17 protein-coding genes are annotated in these 14842 nt (G+C 64.9%); 15 read left to right on the top strand and 2 right to left on the bottom strand.

What is annotated here, in order from left to right:
* Window positions 1-40: 40 nt before the first annotated feature.
* The 9 genes from ACN6KF_RS02645 (at window position 41) to hmuQ (ending at window position 7917) form a co-directional block, all read left to right on the top strand.
* A complete protein-coding gene (locus ACN6KF_RS02645; protein ID WP_434955340.1) occupies window positions 41-2167 on the top strand; it encodes a TonB-dependent hemoglobin/transferrin/lactoferrin family receptor in 2127 nt (708 codons plus the stop codon).
* 10 nt (window positions 2168-2177) lie between these two features.
* Window positions 2178-3065: a heme/hemin ABC transporter substrate-binding protein gene (locus ACN6KF_RS02650; RefSeq protein WP_434955341.1), complete on the top strand. Its 888-nt coding sequence runs from the start codon at window positions 2178-2180 to the stop codon at window positions 3063-3065.
* A 4-nt stretch (window positions 3066-3069) separates the two neighbouring features.
* Window positions 3070-4125, top strand: a complete 1056-nt coding sequence (locus ACN6KF_RS02655) for a FecCD family ABC transporter permease (protein WP_434955342.1) — start codon at window positions 3070-3072, stop codon at window positions 4123-4125.
* Window positions 4122-4952, top strand: coding sequence for an ATP-binding cassette domain-containing protein (locus ACN6KF_RS02660; RefSeq protein ID WP_434955343.1), 831 nt, complete (start codon window positions 4122-4124; stop codon window positions 4950-4952). Before ACN6KF_RS02655 ends, ACN6KF_RS02660 begins: the two co-directional genes overlap by 4 nt.
* On the top strand, window positions 4949-5377 hold the full coding sequence (locus ACN6KF_RS02665; RefSeq protein WP_434955344.1) for a hypothetical protein: 429 nt from the start codon (window positions 4949-4951) through the stop codon (window positions 5375-5377). Before ACN6KF_RS02660 ends, ACN6KF_RS02665 begins: the two co-directional genes overlap by 4 nt.
* 67 nt (window positions 5378-5444) lie before the next feature.
* Window positions 5445-6113 (top strand): MotA/TolQ/ExbB proton channel family protein, encoded by a 669-nt coding sequence (locus ACN6KF_RS02670; protein WP_434955345.1) that lies wholly within the window; start codon window positions 5445-5447, stop codon window positions 6111-6113.
* Window positions 6110-6571, top strand: a complete 462-nt coding sequence (locus ACN6KF_RS02675; RefSeq protein WP_434955346.1) for an ExbD/TolR family protein — start codon at window positions 6110-6112, stop codon at window positions 6569-6571. The genes ACN6KF_RS02670 and ACN6KF_RS02675 overlap by 4 nt, the downstream gene beginning before the upstream one ends.
* Window positions 6572-6581: 10 nt before the next feature.
* A complete protein-coding gene (gene tolA / locus ACN6KF_RS02680) occupies window positions 6582-7562 on the top strand; it encodes a cell envelope integrity protein TolA (RefSeq protein ID WP_434955347.1) in 981 nt (326 codons plus the stop codon).
* Between the two features lie 19 nt (window positions 7563-7581).
* Window positions 7582-7917 (top strand): heme-degrading protein HmuQ, encoded by a 336-nt coding sequence (hmuQ, locus tag ACN6KF_RS02685; RefSeq protein WP_105862441.1) that lies wholly within the window; start codon window positions 7582-7584, stop codon window positions 7915-7917.
* A 566-nt stretch (window positions 7918-8483) separates the two neighbouring features.
* Here the strand turns inward: hmuQ and ACN6KF_RS02690 are convergent.
* Window positions 8484-9326 (bottom strand): helix-turn-helix domain-containing protein, encoded by an 843-nt coding sequence (locus ACN6KF_RS02690; RefSeq protein WP_434955348.1) that lies wholly within the window; start codon window positions 9324-9326, stop codon window positions 8484-8486.
* Window positions 9323-9688, bottom strand: a complete 366-nt coding sequence (locus ACN6KF_RS02695; protein ID WP_434955349.1) for a nuclear transport factor 2 family protein — start codon at window positions 9686-9688, stop codon at window positions 9323-9325. The genes ACN6KF_RS02690 and ACN6KF_RS02695 overlap by 4 nt, the downstream gene beginning before the upstream one ends.
* Before the next feature lie 259 nt (window positions 9689-9947).
* On the opposite strand from ACN6KF_RS02695, the gene ACN6KF_RS02700 reads away from it, so the two are divergent.
* The 6 genes from ACN6KF_RS02700 (at window position 9948) to lpxK (ending at window position 14732) form a co-directional block, all read left to right on the top strand.
* Window positions 9948-10466 carry a GNAT family N-acetyltransferase gene (locus ACN6KF_RS02700; protein WP_434955350.1) on the top strand — a complete coding sequence of 173 codons (519 nt, stop codon included), beginning with the start codon at window positions 9948-9950 and terminating at the stop codon, window positions 10464-10466.
* Between the two features lie 103 nt (window positions 10467-10569).
* On the top strand, window positions 10570-11361 hold the full coding sequence (locus ACN6KF_RS02705) for a 3'(2'),5'-bisphosphate nucleotidase CysQ (RefSeq protein WP_434955351.1): 792 nt from the start codon (window positions 10570-10572) through the stop codon (window positions 11359-11361).
* Between the two features lie 118 nt (window positions 11362-11479).
* The gene (locus tag ACN6KF_RS02710) at window positions 11480-11722 is read left to right on the top strand and encodes a DUF4170 domain-containing protein (protein WP_149251781.1); all 243 of its coding nucleotides are present in this window, start codon (window positions 11480-11482) and stop codon (window positions 11720-11722) included.
* A 9-nt stretch (window positions 11723-11731) separates the two neighbouring features.
* The gene (locus tag ACN6KF_RS02715) at window positions 11732-12436 is read left to right on the top strand and encodes a lysophospholipid acyltransferase family protein (protein WP_434955352.1); all 705 of its coding nucleotides are present in this window, start codon (window positions 11732-11734) and stop codon (window positions 12434-12436) included.
* Entirely contained in the window at window positions 12433-13713 is a 1281-nt protein-coding gene (locus ACN6KF_RS02720) for a 3-deoxy-D-manno-octulosonic acid transferase (RefSeq protein WP_434955353.1), read from the top strand. Before ACN6KF_RS02715 ends, ACN6KF_RS02720 begins: the two co-directional genes overlap by 4 nt.
* A complete protein-coding gene (gene lpxK, locus ACN6KF_RS02725) occupies window positions 13710-14732 on the top strand; it encodes a tetraacyldisaccharide 4'-kinase (RefSeq protein WP_434955354.1) in 1023 nt (340 codons plus the stop codon). The genes ACN6KF_RS02720 and lpxK overlap by 4 nt, the downstream gene beginning before the upstream one ends.
* Window positions 14733-14842 lie beyond the last annotated feature (110 nt).

Raw genomic sequence — 14842 nt, forward strand, 5'->3', positions numbered from 1 at the left:
TGCAGCGCAGTTTTGAATAATTATACGTTGCGGAGCCGAGATGGTCAGGTCGAATTACATGCGCAGTCGCAGCCTTGCGACGGTAGCCGCTCTTGCCTTGCTGGCGGGAAGCGTGACGTTGGCGCGCGCGCAGCAGGCTCCCGCCGGCCAGGCCGCCGCAGCCGACGAACCGGTGGTGCTCGACACCGTAACGGTGACGGCGACCAAGACCTCGGAAAAGCTGATCGACACGCTGGGTGGCGTCAGCCAGATCACCCAGGCGGAGATCGACCGGGCCCAGCCCGCTTCGGTTTCGGATCTGTTGAAGACGGTGCCGGGTGTCGCCACGCAGGTGAGTTCGAACGATCCCATGCAGTCGATCAACATTCGCGGCATGCAGGATTTCGGCCGCGTCAACGTATTGGTCGACGGTGCGCGGCAGGACTACCAGATCACCGGCCACAATGCGCAGGGCAGCTTCTATCTCGAGCCTGAATTCATCAACAATATCGACATCGTGCGCGGCCCGATCTCCAATATCTACGGTTCGGGTGCCATCGGCGGCGTGGCCTCCTTCACCACCCGCGGCATCGATTCCATCCTGACGCCTGACCAGAATTGGGGCGTGGAGCAGAAGGTCGGCGTTTCCTCCAATGGTCTGGGCGCCTTCACCTCGACCTCGGCAGGCATGCGCTTCGGCACGGTCGCCGACATCTATGGCCAGTTCATCTATCGCGGTGCCGGCGATTATCGTGACGGCAACAACGATCGCGTCACCTATACCGGCAAGAACAATTTCGGCGGCCTGCTGAAGTTCAACTATCATCCGGGCGACGGCCAGACCGTCAGCCTGAGCGCGATGAGCCAGAAGTTCGACTTCGACAACAACAATACCAGCCGCGGCAATTCACGCTGGCGCAATGATGTTGTCACCTCGACCTTCACGGCCGGCTACAAGTTCGAAAGCCCCGACAACCCGCTGATCAATTTCAACGCAAAGGTCTATTATTCGGAAACCGAGAACGAGAAGACGATCATCGTTCCCGGTACCTATGCCAGCCTGGGCGTGCAGCCGGGGGACAAGCTCTCCGACAAGGTCGGGACGTTCGGCTTCGACGTCTACAATACGTCGCGCTTCTCGACGGGCGCCTTCGACCATGCCTTGACCTATGGTGTCGACGCCGCCTTCGATCGGGTCGAGACGCGGGACGGGGCCGGCGGCTTCGTCACCGCCTTCACGCCGTCGGGCACGAGGCGCCTTCTCGGCGCCTATGTCCAGGACGAGGTCCGCTACGGCGATTGGCTCCGAGTGGTTGGAGGCCTGCGCTACGATCACTACCAGCTCGAAGGCGGCAAGTACGAATCCGACGGCAGTCATCTGTCGCCCAAGATCACCATCGGCGTGACGCCGATCAAGGGTATCGAACTCTACGGTACCTATGCGGAGGGCTACCGTTCGCCGTCGATCAGCGAAACGCTCATGGACGGTATTCATCCCATCCCGTCCTTCCCCATCAAGCCCAACCCGAACCTGCGGCCCGAAGTCGGCCACACCTTCGAGATCGGCGTGAATACCAAGTATGACAATGTCTTCCGGGAGGGCGATACGTTTCGTGCCAAGCTGAACGGCTTCGTCAACAATGTCGACGACTATATCGATATCGTCGCCGGTGCTCCCTATGTGCCGGGCTTCCCGGGCATTCCCCCGTTTGTCTGCAACGTCCCCAATCCGAACCCGCAGATCTGCTTCCCCACCCAGCAATATCAGAACATTGCCAAGGCGCGCCTGATGGGTGTCGAACTCGAGGCCGCCTATGACTGGGGTGCCGGTTTCGTGTCGATCGCCGGATCGCACACCAACGGCAAGAACCGGGTGACCGACCAGCCCCTGAACTCGGTGGCGCCCAACAAGGTCAGCGGTACCGTCGGCCTGCGTTTCTGGGATGATCGCCTGACCGTCGGTTCGCGGGTCACCCTGGTCGGTGCGACCTCCCGCAGGGTGACCGAACCCAGCGGCGGCTATGGCTTGGTCGACGTCTTCGCCAGCTACAAATACAGCGATAATGTCAGCGCCAGCCTGGCGGTCGATAACATCTTCGATCGCCGCTACAAGGCGTTCCTCAATTCCGATTACTCCACCGGACTGGCGGCGAAGTTCGCGCTTACCGTCAAGCTCGCGGGCAAGTGAGGAGGCGGTGATGAGAACTTCCGAACTCAGCCGTCGTGATGTCCTGGCAGGGGGCGTCTTGGCCGGCGCGCTCGCCTTGCTGGCCCTGCCGGGCATAGCTCGCGCCGAAGGCATCCAGCGCGTGGTCTGCGCCGGCGCTGATGTCACCGAGATCGTGGCCAAGCTTGCCGGCGTCTCGGTCATCCAGGGCGTCGATACCACCTCCAAGGCGCCGCCTGAGGTGACCAAACTGCCGTCCATCGGCTATCTCAGACAGATCTCGGTGGAAGGCATCCTCTCCCTCAAGCCGGACCTCCTGATCGCCAATCGCGATTTGGGACCGCCGACCGCGGTGGAGCAGCTGCGCAGCACCGGATTGCGCATCGAGATCGTTTCCTTCCCCTTGAACGGGGAGGGCATGGCCGCCAAGATCAAGCATGTCGGCGGCTTGCTCGGGCGCGAGAAGGAAGCAGAGGCTCTGGCGGGCACGGTGATTTCAACCATGGCCGATGTCTCCAAGCGTCTCGACGGCATCACCAGCCATCCCAAGATCGGCTTCATCCGTTCCATCGACGGCGGCACGCCGATGGCGGGCGGCAAGATGGGGCTGGTCGATGCCACCTATGCCCTGGCCGGCGGCGCCAATGCGTTCGGAGACTTCCCCTTGTTCAAGCCGGTGTCGCGCGAGGTGCTCGCCGCGACGCCGCCCGATTTCATCCTGGCGGATAGCGCTGTCGTCTCCAACACCGGCGGCGCGGCGGTCTTTCTCGAGCAGTTGGGACTGACCTCGGCCTTTGCAGGCAGGCCCGACCGGCTGGTCGAGACCGATCTTTCCACGCTGTTCAGTTTCGGGCCGTCGGCCGCCACGCAGATCCAGTCGCTGGCGCGCCGCCTGCATCCGGACCGCTTCTCGGGGTAGGGTGATGAGTCTGGTGCAAGCCACGCCGCGAAGCCTTTCCCAAGCTCTCTCGCCACGCCGGCGCGAGGCACTGGTGCAGGCTGGCCTTGCGCTGCTGCTGGCAGCGGCCCTGGCCATGGGCCTCAGCTTCGGCGGCGTGCGTATCCCGGTCTCGACCTGGTTCTCGACCGCGACTGGCAGCTGGGACCTCTATTCGGGCATCCTGGTCAATATCCGTCTGCCACGCGTGCTCCTGGGCATGCTGGTCGGAGCGGGCCTTGCGATGTCCGGTGCCGGCATGCAGGCGCTTTTTCGCAACCCGCTGGCCGATCCCGGCCTGACGGGGGCTGCTTCGGGTGGCATCCTCGCCGTGGTCGCCGGCATCGTCTTGCTGGAACATGTCGGCGGTACGGGTGGTCTCGGCAGCTATGCGCTGCCCGCCGCCGCGGCTGCGGCCTGCGGGCTGACCACAGTGCTCACCTACCGCATTGCGCGCGACCGTGACGGCCATGTCAGCATCGCCAATCTCCTACTGGCCGGCATCGGCATCAACGCCCTGGCGATGGCGGTGATCGGCCTGTTCATCACTATCGCCGACGATACCCAGCTCCGGTCGATCCAGTTCTGGATGATGGGCTCGCTCTCGGGCGCCAATTGGGTCGCCGTCGTGGCTACGGGCGTGGCACTCGCGATGGCGACGGTGTTGCTGGCTCGGCAGGCGCGCGGGCTCGACGCCTTCACGCTCGGCGAAAGCGAAGCCTTCCTTTCCGGCGTCGACACCGTCCATCTCAAGCGCACCGTGATCGCAGCGACCGCCCTTGCGATCGGCGCGGCCGTCGCCTTTACCGGTCTGGTCGGCTTTGTCGGCCTGATCGCGCCCCATTGCGTGCGCCTGCTGGGCGGGCAGCGCTACCGTTTCGTGCTGCCGGCTTCTGCTCTGCTCGGGGCCGCTCTGGTGGTGGCTGCCGATACGGTGGCCCGGGTCGCGATCACGCCGGCTGAGCTGCCGATCGGACTGGTCACCAGCCTGATCGGCGGGCCGGTCTTCATCGCCATTCTGAAAAAGGCCCAGCGCGCATGAGCCTCCAAGATGGCAATCTCCAGTTCGGCAATCTTCTGGTCCGTAACCTCACGGTCGAACGCAGCGGCCGCCCGGTGCTGCACGAGATCTCGTTCTCAGCCATATCAGGCCGCGTTCTCATCGTGATGGGACCGAATGGTGCCGGCAAGACGACATTGCTGGCGGCAATCGGCGGTGCCATGAGCCCGGCCGGCGGCGGGATCGACTTCGATGGCCGCCCGCTCATCGGCCTGCGCCCGCAGGCGATGGCGGCCCAGCGCGCCTATATGGCGCAGCATTTCGATTGCCCCTTTGCCTACAGCGTCGAGGACATCGTCGCCCTGGGCCGGCTCTGCCATGCCGGCACGCCGCGCGCCGCGCGGGACAAGGCCGCGATCGCGGCAGCGCTTGCCAGCGCCGATCTCGCTTCCCTGGCCCGCCGCCCCGTCACCATGCTCTCGGGCGGCGAGCGCCAGCGCGTGGCCTTCGCCAAGGCCGCGGCCCAGATCTTCGACCGCAGCATGGCAGGCGAGCCGCATCTCGTCATTCTGGACGAGCCGGTCTCCAGCCTCGATCCCGAGCATCAGCACCGCCTGCTCGGCCAGGCCCGGCAATTTGCGAAACAGGGCGCGACCGTGGTGGTCACCCTGCATGATCTGACGCTGGCCTCGATCTATGGCGACGATGCGCTGGTGCTCGATCGCGGCCGCATTGCGGCGCAGGGCGCCATGGCGCAAACCCTTACACCTTCCCTCATCGAGCGTGTCTTCAAGGTGCGCGTGGGCACGGCCATCCAGGATGGCGGCCCCAGCATCATGCACGCCGTTCCACAGGATCAAGCCGCATGATGAAACCGTCCCGCCTCGCCGCCGTTCTCGCCGTGCTGGTGCCCGTCATGGCGCCCCTGCCGGCCCTGGCTGCCGATGTGTCGATCGATCTCAACAAGCTCGAGACCCAGAATGGCAATTGCCGGCTGACCATGGTGCTGGTGAACGGGCGAGCGGAAGCGGCGCAGAGCCTGCGCGCCGATCTGGTGATGTTCGGCGCGGACGGCGTTGTCGCCAAGCGTCTGGCCGTCGATCTTGCCCCGATCCCTGCCAACAAGACCATCGTGAAGGCCTTCGACGTCGCGGGACTCGCCTGCGACGGCATCGGCAGCATCCTGCTCAACGACGTACCGACCTGCCAGTTCGTCAATGCCAAGGCGGGGGAAGCTTCCTGTCTCGAGGCGGTCAGCGTCAGTTCGAAGGCCGGACCCAAATTCTTCAAGTGAGGCCAAATTCTTCAATTGAGGCCTGATTCAAGCAGGCGTCGAAACAAAGAGTGAGAGCGAGAGTGCCATGACCGAAACCGCCACGCATTTTTCCTTCGTGAATATGCTGCTCAACGCCGATCCGGTGGTGAAGGCCGTCATGCTGATCCTCGTGATCTCCTCGGTGCTGTCCTGGGGGCTGAGCTTCGAGACGGTAAGGCGACAGGGGAGGCTGCGCCGGCTTCTCCGAGCCGCGACAGCCAAGGGCCTTGGCGCCGCGCCGACTTTGGCCCAGAGCCTTTACGGGCAGGGGGAGCAGTCGGCGCAACTCGCCGTCCCCGGCGAGACCGGCGGCGAGTATCGGGGGCGCATCGAGCGGGCGATGCGCGAGGCCGCTGGCGGGCTGGTCGGCGCCAGCGATGCCGGCCTGTCGATCCTCGCGACCATTGCCGCCGTGACGCCGTTTATCGGCCTGTTCGGCACGGTGTGGGGCGTGATGAATTCCTTCTCCGCCATTGCCGGCGCCAATGACACCTCGCTGGCGACAGTGGCGCCCGGCATTGCCGAGGCTCTGTTCACCACGGCGCTCGGCCTGGTGGCGGCCATTCCCGCGCTGATCGCCTATAACCGCCTGTCGCAGGGCATGGCCGGCCTCGGCCGGCTGTTCGAACAGATCCTGCGCCGCGAGGCGGAAGCCATGGCGACCCGCCGTGGCACGTCCGTCAAGGTTGCCGGCTTCAGGGAGGCGGCGGAATGAGCTTCTCCCTCCAGGAGCCCGAAGGCGGCGAAGGGTCTGGCTATGGGTCTTGGGCGCCCAAGGCCGTCTCCGACATCAATGTGACGCCCTTCGTCGACGTGATGCTGGTGCTGCTCATCGTCTTCATGGTGACGGCGCCCATGCTGGCGGCCGGCGTCAAGGTCGATCTGCCCAAGGCGAGCGGCGTGGCGGCGATGTCGCCCACCAAGGAGCCGCTGGTGGTTTCCATCAAGGCGGACGGCTCGCTCTATATCGGGCAGGACGCCCGCAGCGGCGAGGCTTTCGACACCGATATCCGCGCCCGTCTCGCCGCCGATCCCAAGGTGATGGCCCATATCCGTGCCGACGCCAGCGTGCCCTATGAGAAGGTGCTGGATCTGATGGCCAATCTCAGCCGTAACGGCATCAGCCAGCTCGCCTTCATCGGCAAGGCCGACAACGCGGCCCCGCGGCCGTGATCGTGCAGCCATGACATCGATCGACATCTTCAGGGACTGGCGCGTCGGCATGATCGCGGGAGCAGCGCTCCTGCATCTGACTGTCTTCGCCGGTGCCTGGGTAATGGTGCCGCATGACGGCGTGGAAACGCGCCTCGATCGTCCGATCGAGGCATCGCTGATGCCGGCACCGTCGAATGATGCCGTGAATGAGGCGAGCACGCCGTTGTCGCAGGAGGTCGTCTCGCCGGTGGCCGAGAGCGAAACGCTGACCGAGGATACCGTCACGGCGATTCCGCCCGATGCGGTGGCTGCCGAGCCGGTGACACCCCACGAGCAAAGCGTCGAACCTCCGCCCGCTCGGGCGGCCGAAGAGGCTCCGCCGACACCTGTCGAGCCAGAGAAGTTGGCAGCTCTGGTGCCTGACGTCGTCACCACGACGTCAACGCAGCCCAGTGCGACCGTCGCGACCGTTCCCGACACTGTGCCGAGCGAGACGGTGACTGAGCCGAAACAGCCGGTGATCGAGAAACCCGCTCCGGAAAAGCCGAAGAAGAAAGTGGAAAAGCCCAAGGACCAGCCTGTCAAGAAGAAGGCGGTCGAGGCGCCGGTCAAGGACAAGCCAGAGGTCAAGCGATTGGCCAAGCTCGATACGACCACGCAGATTCGCCGCGCTCAGAAAGGCGGGGAGGGGGCCATATCGGATATCGGTGTCGCGGAGAGTGCGCACACGCGTGCTGCGGCTCTGCAAAAATATAACGCTATTCTCGTTGCCGCGGTGAATGGACGTGTAAGGGCGATGGGCGGCATTGCTTGCCAGGGTGGTAAGCGAAGCACCGTTGCCTTCAACGTCTCCGCCTCCGGCAGTGTCGGCGGCATACGCCTCAACAGTGCGTCGGGGGATTCTGCATTGGACCGAGCTGCGCTTGCAGCCGTCCGCGCGATATCGCCGCCGCCTCCACCGGGAGGCGCCGTCTCGCGCATCGTGCCCGTCCAATGTCCAAGATCTTAACTCAAGAAAGGAACTATCCATGTTCATCGCTATGAACCGCTTCCAGGTGAAGAAGGAGTCCACCGCGGACTTCGAGACCGTCTGGCGCGATCGTGAAGTGCATATCGACAAGCTGCCGGGCTTCGTCTCCTTCCATTTGCTGCGTGGTCCGGAGCGGGAGGACCATGTGCTGTATTCCTCGCATGTGGTCTGGCGTTCCAAGGCCGATTTCGAGGCCTGGACCCAGTCCGAGGCCTTCCGTCTGTCGCACCGCAATGCCGGCAAGGGCCCGGCGCTGACGCTCGGCCATCCCGTCTTCGAGGGCTTCGAGGTCCTGCAGACGCTGGATGCGCCGGCCGAGAGCAAGGCGGCCTGATCATCACGCATTTCCCCCTGCTACGAGGGGAATGACGGGCGGGTTTCGGCCTCGTCCTCCCGGGAGAAGGCGACCTCCAGCTTCCGGGTCGACGAGGGCAGGGATCCGCCCGTTCCTATGCGGTGCTTTCACACTAGAGCAAAGCGCGTTCATGACTGAACGCTTGTTCGCTCTAACTCATTGTTTCGACGCGTCTTTGCGGTTCTTGGTGGCTCCGTCGAATCGCAAAACGCTTTAAGTTGCATAAAGTCTGACTCGTGTGTGCAACCTATAGTTCTGTCATTCTCAGCCCCGACTTGCGATGCAAGTCGGGGCGACGGCGCTGCTGAAGGCGGCGGGAAGGGAATCCAGAGGCCAAAAGTCGAGCCCTGCCGCCCCTGGATTCCCTTCCCCTCGCTGCGCTCGGCCGGGAATGACAGGTCAAACTTCATCCGACCTGGTATCAAAAGGTGCTCGTCTGGGATCGCAGGCATCTCAGCGACATGCTTGCTGCTCTTCCCGTCCATCTGCCGAAGTGCCCTTAAGGCAGGCAGGGACACCTGCGATCCCAGAAGTAGCGATCCCTCTCACAGCGCCGTTCGCTTGAGGATCTCCGCTGTCTCCGCATTGGCCGGATAGAAACATTCCAGCGCCAGTTCCGACAGGGTGATGTCGACGGGTGTGCCGAACACGGTGGTGGTGGAGAAGAAGCACATCAGGCCCTGCGGTGTCCTGAGCTCGAAAGGCACGACGATGCCGCCGAGATCGGCGCGGGGCTTGCCGCGCGAGGCCGGTACCGGATAGGCGGAAAGCTCATCGAGGAGCTCGGCCAGGATCTCGTCGCCGCTGACGGCGATCTGCTGGCGCAGGCGCTCGAGCAGATGATCGCGCCATTCGGGCAGGTTGGCGGTGTGGGGGGCCAGGCCGCCCGGGTGCAGGCCGAGGCGCAGGACATTGACCGGGGGCTCCAGCAGGCTCTTGTCGGAAACCCCGACCAGCAGGGGCGCGATTGCCTTGTTGGCGGCGACCAGCGTCCAATGGCGGTCGACTGCAAGGGCGGGGTAAGGTTCGTGCCCCCCGATCACCAGCTCGATTGCCTCGCGGGCCGGGGCGAGGGCCGGGTCGTCCAGCCCGCGCTCCTGAAAGACAGGCGCATAGCCGGCCGCGAGCAGCAGGGCATTACGCTGGCGCAGCGGTACTTCGAGCCTTTCAGCCAGATGCAGCACCATTTCCCTGCTTGGCTTTGAACGCCCGCTTTCCATGAAGCTGAGATGGCGTTGCGAGATCTCAGCTTCCAGCGCGAAGTCGAGCTGGCTCATGCGGCGATGCTGGCGCCAGGCGCGCAGATGGTCGCCGACCCCCCGGGCGGCCCTCGCCTGTGGCGAGGCGCCCGGGCGGCGGACGGCCTGGATGTTGCCGCGGGCGCTCATGCGGCCGCCGGAACCTGATCGAGGAAACCGCTGACTTCGTGCAGCCTTCCCTCGTCGAGCCGGGCGAAGTCGGTGCCCTTGATCGGCCCATCGGCGCCCGCCGGACCGAGCTGCCAGGAGAAACGGACATGATCGCCATGGCCATCCGCTTCGCCGATCAGGGAAAAGCGAAAGTCCGGGAAGCGCTGCTGCACGGCCGTGATCAATCCGTCGATCTGGTCATGACCCTGGCCACGCATCAGCGGGTCGACATAGAGGGCGTCCTGCGTCCAGGAAGCATCGAGCAAGGCACGCCGGCGGGCAGGATCGGTCTCGTTCCAGGTGGCGATATAGATGCGGGCGATGGTGGCGGGATCGGTCATCGACGTGTTCCTTTTGGCAAGCCTGATTGCTTCAGGCCCGCTCAGCATGGCCGGGAGAAGGGGGCGTCTCAATTACGCGTCAGGTAATCAAGGCTGCCTTCTTTGACGAATCCTGCCACAGGCACATTATCGCCGTTCTCGATTGCCCGCATCGCCGGGCGGTCTCAAATTTGGGACCGCACGGCGATGGCATGATTCCCTCCCCAGTTGGCGGGGATGCCCCGGTCGGCAGGCTGCAATTGCGTGAGCGGAGAACAATGTGTCGCTTGATCCACCGCCCATCGCCCTGTTCGGCGAGCGCCTTCTGCTCAGGTCCTTCGAGCCTGATGACGCAGACGAGATCTTTGCCTGCATCACGCCGAGCCTGACGCGCTTCATGGCATGGGAGCCTTCACCGTCACGCGAGGCCTTTGCTTCGATCTGGCGCAACTGGGGAACCTTGGCCGAGGTCGGCAGCGATTATATTTTCGTCGTCCGGCGGCGGGACGGATTGTTTCTCGGTCTGGCAGGGCTGCATCGGGCCGGAAGCAAGACGCCCGAACTCGGCATCTGGATCCGGGAAGACGAACATGGACGCGGCTATGGCCGCGAGGCCGTCGCTGCAGTTGCCGCCTGGGCGTCCAGGGATCCGGCCATACAATATTTCCAATATCCCGTCGCAGAGGCCAATCTGGCGAGCCGGCGCATTGCCGAGGGCCTGGGCGGAATCCCGGCGGCGGAGCGGCGCGACAGGAAATACAAGGCCGTGATTTATCACGTTCCGCGGCGAAGCCAGTAAGCGCCTTGCCCTGCCAACCGCTTCGAACCCATGGTTCTTGCTTGCACGCGCCGGTCTGCTCGCCTAAATCCGAGCCATGATCGAGAAGGATGGGGCAGGGCGTATGGCCCGGGCGTTGGGTGCGGGCGAGGCGTTGCCTCTGCTGGTCGAGGCTGTCAGGGAAGCGGGAGACATCGGGCTCGGCTTTGCGCGCGACGGCGCCCGCATCTTCGACAAGGCCGACAAGTCGCCCGTCACCGAGGCGGATCTTGCCATCGATGCGCATCTGGCCAAGCGCTTGCGTGATGTTTCCAGCGCGGTCGGCTGGCTCTCCGAAGAGGCTGTCGACACGGCCGAGCGCCTGGACAAGCGGCAGGTCTGGGTGATCGATCCCATCGACGGAACGCGTGGCTTCATCGCCGGCAATGGCGAATGGGTGATCTCGGCCGCGCTGGTCGAGGACGGGCATCCGCTGGCGGGCGTGCTCTATCGCCCGAGCAATGGCGATCTCTATACAGGCGGGCGCGGTCTGGGCGCCTTCAAGAACGGCGTCGCCCTGAAGGCCAGCCAGGGTGCCCTTGCTGCAATCCGCACGCTGGCCGGACCCAAGCCGATGTTCGATCTGGCGCAGCGTGCCCTGCCGCGGGTCGAGCGGGCCTCGTCGATGTCCTCGCTGGCCCTGCGCATCGCCATGGTGGCGGAGGGAAGCGTCGATGGCGCTTTCGCGTCGGGCTCCTCCCATGATTGGGATATCGCGGCTGCCGACATCATTCTCAGCGAAGCCGGCGGGCTTCTTACCACCGTGGCTGGCAATGACATCGTCTATAACCGCCCCGACCCCGTGCACCGGCCGCTCGTCATGGCCGGGCGCGAGCGCCAGGGCGCTTTGGTTGCCCTGTTCGAGGGCATGAATTGAATTTTAGAGCAAAATGACTTCTCTTCGAATCGTCATTTTTCTCTAACTCTTTGTTTTAGCGCGTTTTCTTGATCGAAAAGTCTGTCAACTTTTTTGGAAAACGCTATAGGAGTATGGGATGAGCGAACCTCAGAAACAATTGCTGCACCTGGTTTTCGGCGGCGAGCTGAGCTCGATCGAGGGCGTTGAGTTCAAGGACCTTCAGGGCCTCGACATCGTCGGCATCTACCCCAATTACGCCAGTGCCCAGGCGGCGTGGAAGGCCAAGGCCCAGGCGAGCGTCGACAATGCCCAGATGCGCTATTTCATCGTGCATCTGCATCGGCTGCTCGATCCCGCCACCGACACGACGAAACGCTGATAATCCTGCATGATCAAGGATATCGGCCGATCCCGCTTCGTCCAGAAGGCCATCGGCGAAGGTCTCGCCGCGTGGCTGAAGCTCGTGCACGGCACCAGCCGCTTTGCCGACAGTCCGGCCGATCTCTACGGGCCCATTCGCGATCAATATCCCTATATCGTGGCGATGTGGCACGGGCAGCATTTCCTGGTGCCCTTCATGCGCCGCGAGGGACATGAGTTCCGCATCCTGATCTCGCGCCATGGCGACGGCGAGATCAATGCTGTCGCAGTGACGCGTCTCGGCCTCGGCCTGGTACGCGGCTCGGGCGGCAGGCCCCAGCGCCAGCACCACAAGGGCGGCCCAGCGGCCCTGCGCGAACTGGTGGCCACCCTGAAGGACGGGCAGTCGGTGGGGGTGACGGCGGACGTGCCGCGCACCGGCGGCATAGCCGGGCTCGGTATCGTCACGCTCGCGCGGCTGTCGGGACGGCCGATCGTGCCGGTTGCCGTGGCGACCTCGAACATGATCCAGCTCTCCACCTGGGACAAGGCCGTGATCAACATGCCATTTTCGCGGGGCGCCTTCGTGGTCGGCGATCTCGTGCATGTGCCCGAGGATGCCGACAAGGCGCTGATGGAGGCGAAGCGCCTGGAGGTGGAACACGCCCTCGATGCGGCGCATCGCACCGCCTATGCCATGGTTGGCCGAAAATTCGTGAAGGCGGGCACGTGAGCGCGGTACTTCCCCTCAGCCTCAAGGCCTACCGGCTGGCGACCAGCTGCTTTCGCCCGTTCGCCGGCCTGCTGCTGGACAAGCGTCAGCGCCGCGGCAAGGAGGACGCTTCGCGCCGGTCCGAACGCCTCGGCATTGCCGGCCGGCACCGCCCCGAGGGGCGCCTTGCCTGGCTGCATGGCGCCAGTGTCGGTGAAGCCATAACCCTGTTGCCCCTGGCTGCGCGCCTGGCGGCGGAGGGTTATCGCATCCTGATGACGACCGGCACCGTCACCTCAGCCGCCCTGATGGCTGAACGGCTGCCGGCCGGTGCGATCCATCAGTTCGTGCCTCTCGATATCCCTGCCTATGTCAGCCGTTTCCTCGATCATTGGCGGCCTGATATCGTCTGTTTCCTGGAATCGGAACTCTGGCCGGGGATGATCGTCGAAATCAAGGCGGCGGGCATTCCCCTGGCGCTGGTCAATGGGCGGATGTCGCCGCGCTCCTTCGCGCGCTGGTGCCGCGTGCCGCGTACCAGTGCCGCCCTGCTGGGGAGTTTCGACCTCATCGCCGCCCAGAGCGAGGATGACGGCCGGCGCTTTGCCTCGCTCGGGGCGCCGCGCGTCGTCGTCACCGGCAATCTGAAATTCGATGCTCCGCTCCCGCCCGCCGATCCGGGCGTGCTGGAGGGGCTGCGACGGGCCGTCAACAGCCGCCCGCTCTGGCTCGCAGCGGTGACGCATGAGGGTGAGGAGGCACTGGCTGGCGAGGTGCATGCGACCTGGAGGGATCGTTTTGCGGGCCTGCTGACGCTGATCGTGCCGCGCCATCCCGAGCGCGGAGAGGCGATCGCTGCCGCATTGCGGGAAAAGGGCCTGACTGTCGCCCTGCGCTCGCAGGGGATCGCTCTCGAACCACAGCATGATGTTTATGTTGCCGACACGGTCGGCGAAATGGGCGTGTTCTATCGCCTTGCCCGCATCGTCTTCATGGGCAAGTCGCTGCTCGGCAAGGGCGGGCAGAACCCCATCGAGCCGGTCAAGCTTGGCGCGGCCGTGCTGCACGGACCCCATATCCAGAACTTCGTCGAAGCCTATGGCGCACTCGACGGCATGGGCGGCGCCGTGGTCGTGCACAGCGTGGCTGAAATGTCCGATGCCGTTGCAAGGCTGCTGGCCGAACCGGCAGAGGTCGAACAACTCGCCGCCGGTGGCGCCAGGGCGATCGCAGCGCTGACCGGAGCGCTGGATCGTACGCTTGCCGCCCTGCTGCCGCTCGGAGCGAGGCGAACATGAGCCTGCGGCGGCTCTTCAGCTTGAAGGCGCCAGCCTTCTGGTACCGGCCGCGCGGCTGGCTGGCCGGCCTGCTCACGCCGCTGGCTCGTTTCTATGGTGGCAAGGTCATCGCGCGCATGCGCCAGCCAGGCAGCCGAGTGAGCGTCCCTGTCGTCTGCATCGGCAATTTCACGCTTGGTGGGGCCGGCAAGACTCCGCTGGCGCTGGCGGTCGCCGATATCCTGATCGAGGCCGGCCAGCGCCCAGCCTTCCTGACCCGCGGCTATGGCGGCAGCGAGAAGGGGCCGCTGGTGGTGAGGCCTGATGATGCCGCCGACAAGGTGGGCGACGAGGCCCTGCTGCTGGCCCGCAAGGCCCTGACGGTGCAGTCCGTCGACCGGCCGGCCGGGGCGGCGCTCGCCATAGAGCAGGGCGCCAGCATCATCATCATGGATGACGGCTTCCAGAATCCGTCCCTCGACAAGGATTGCTCGATCATCGCCGTCGATGGCGAGACGGGCATCGGCAACGGGCTTTCCTTTCCTGCCGGGCCGCTGCGGGCCGATATCCATGACCAGATCGGCTTCGCTTCGGCGGTGGTGGTGATCGGGCCAGGCGATGCCGGAACGGCCGTCTATGATTTCGCCCGCGGCTCGAGCGTCGCCGTCTTCCGGGCCCGCATCGGCCTCGATCCACAAGCCCCGTCTCTGCGCGGCAAGCGGGTGCTCGCCTTTGCCGGCATCGGCCGTCCCGAGAAGTTCTTCAAGACCCTGGCGGATATGGGGGCGATCATCGCCGCGACCGAAGTCTTCGCCGATCATCATGCCTTCAGCGAGGAGGAGGCGGCCAGGATCGCGGCGCGGGCCCAGGCCGCAAAGCTCGTTCCGGTGACGACGAGCAAGGACATGACCCGCCTGGCCGGAGGCCCCGCGCGCACTGGCCTGGCCTCGATCAGCGAGATCGTGCCGATCCGGCTTTCCTTCGACGACGAGGAAGCGATGCACGATTTCCTGGTGAAGCGCTTCCGCCTGGCGGGGTGAGGGCGCTCGGAGCGCGGACATCCTGTCCGCTCTTGGAAGCGGAGCGTCTACAAATGAGGAAGAGCGGACGTCGCCGCCACATTGAACGAGGTTCAATGTGGCTGTTGTCC

The organism is Labrys methylaminiphilus subsp. lupini, assembly GCF_051161885.1.
Classification (GTDB): domain Bacteria; phylum Pseudomonadota; class Alphaproteobacteria; order Rhizobiales; family Labraceae; genus Labrys.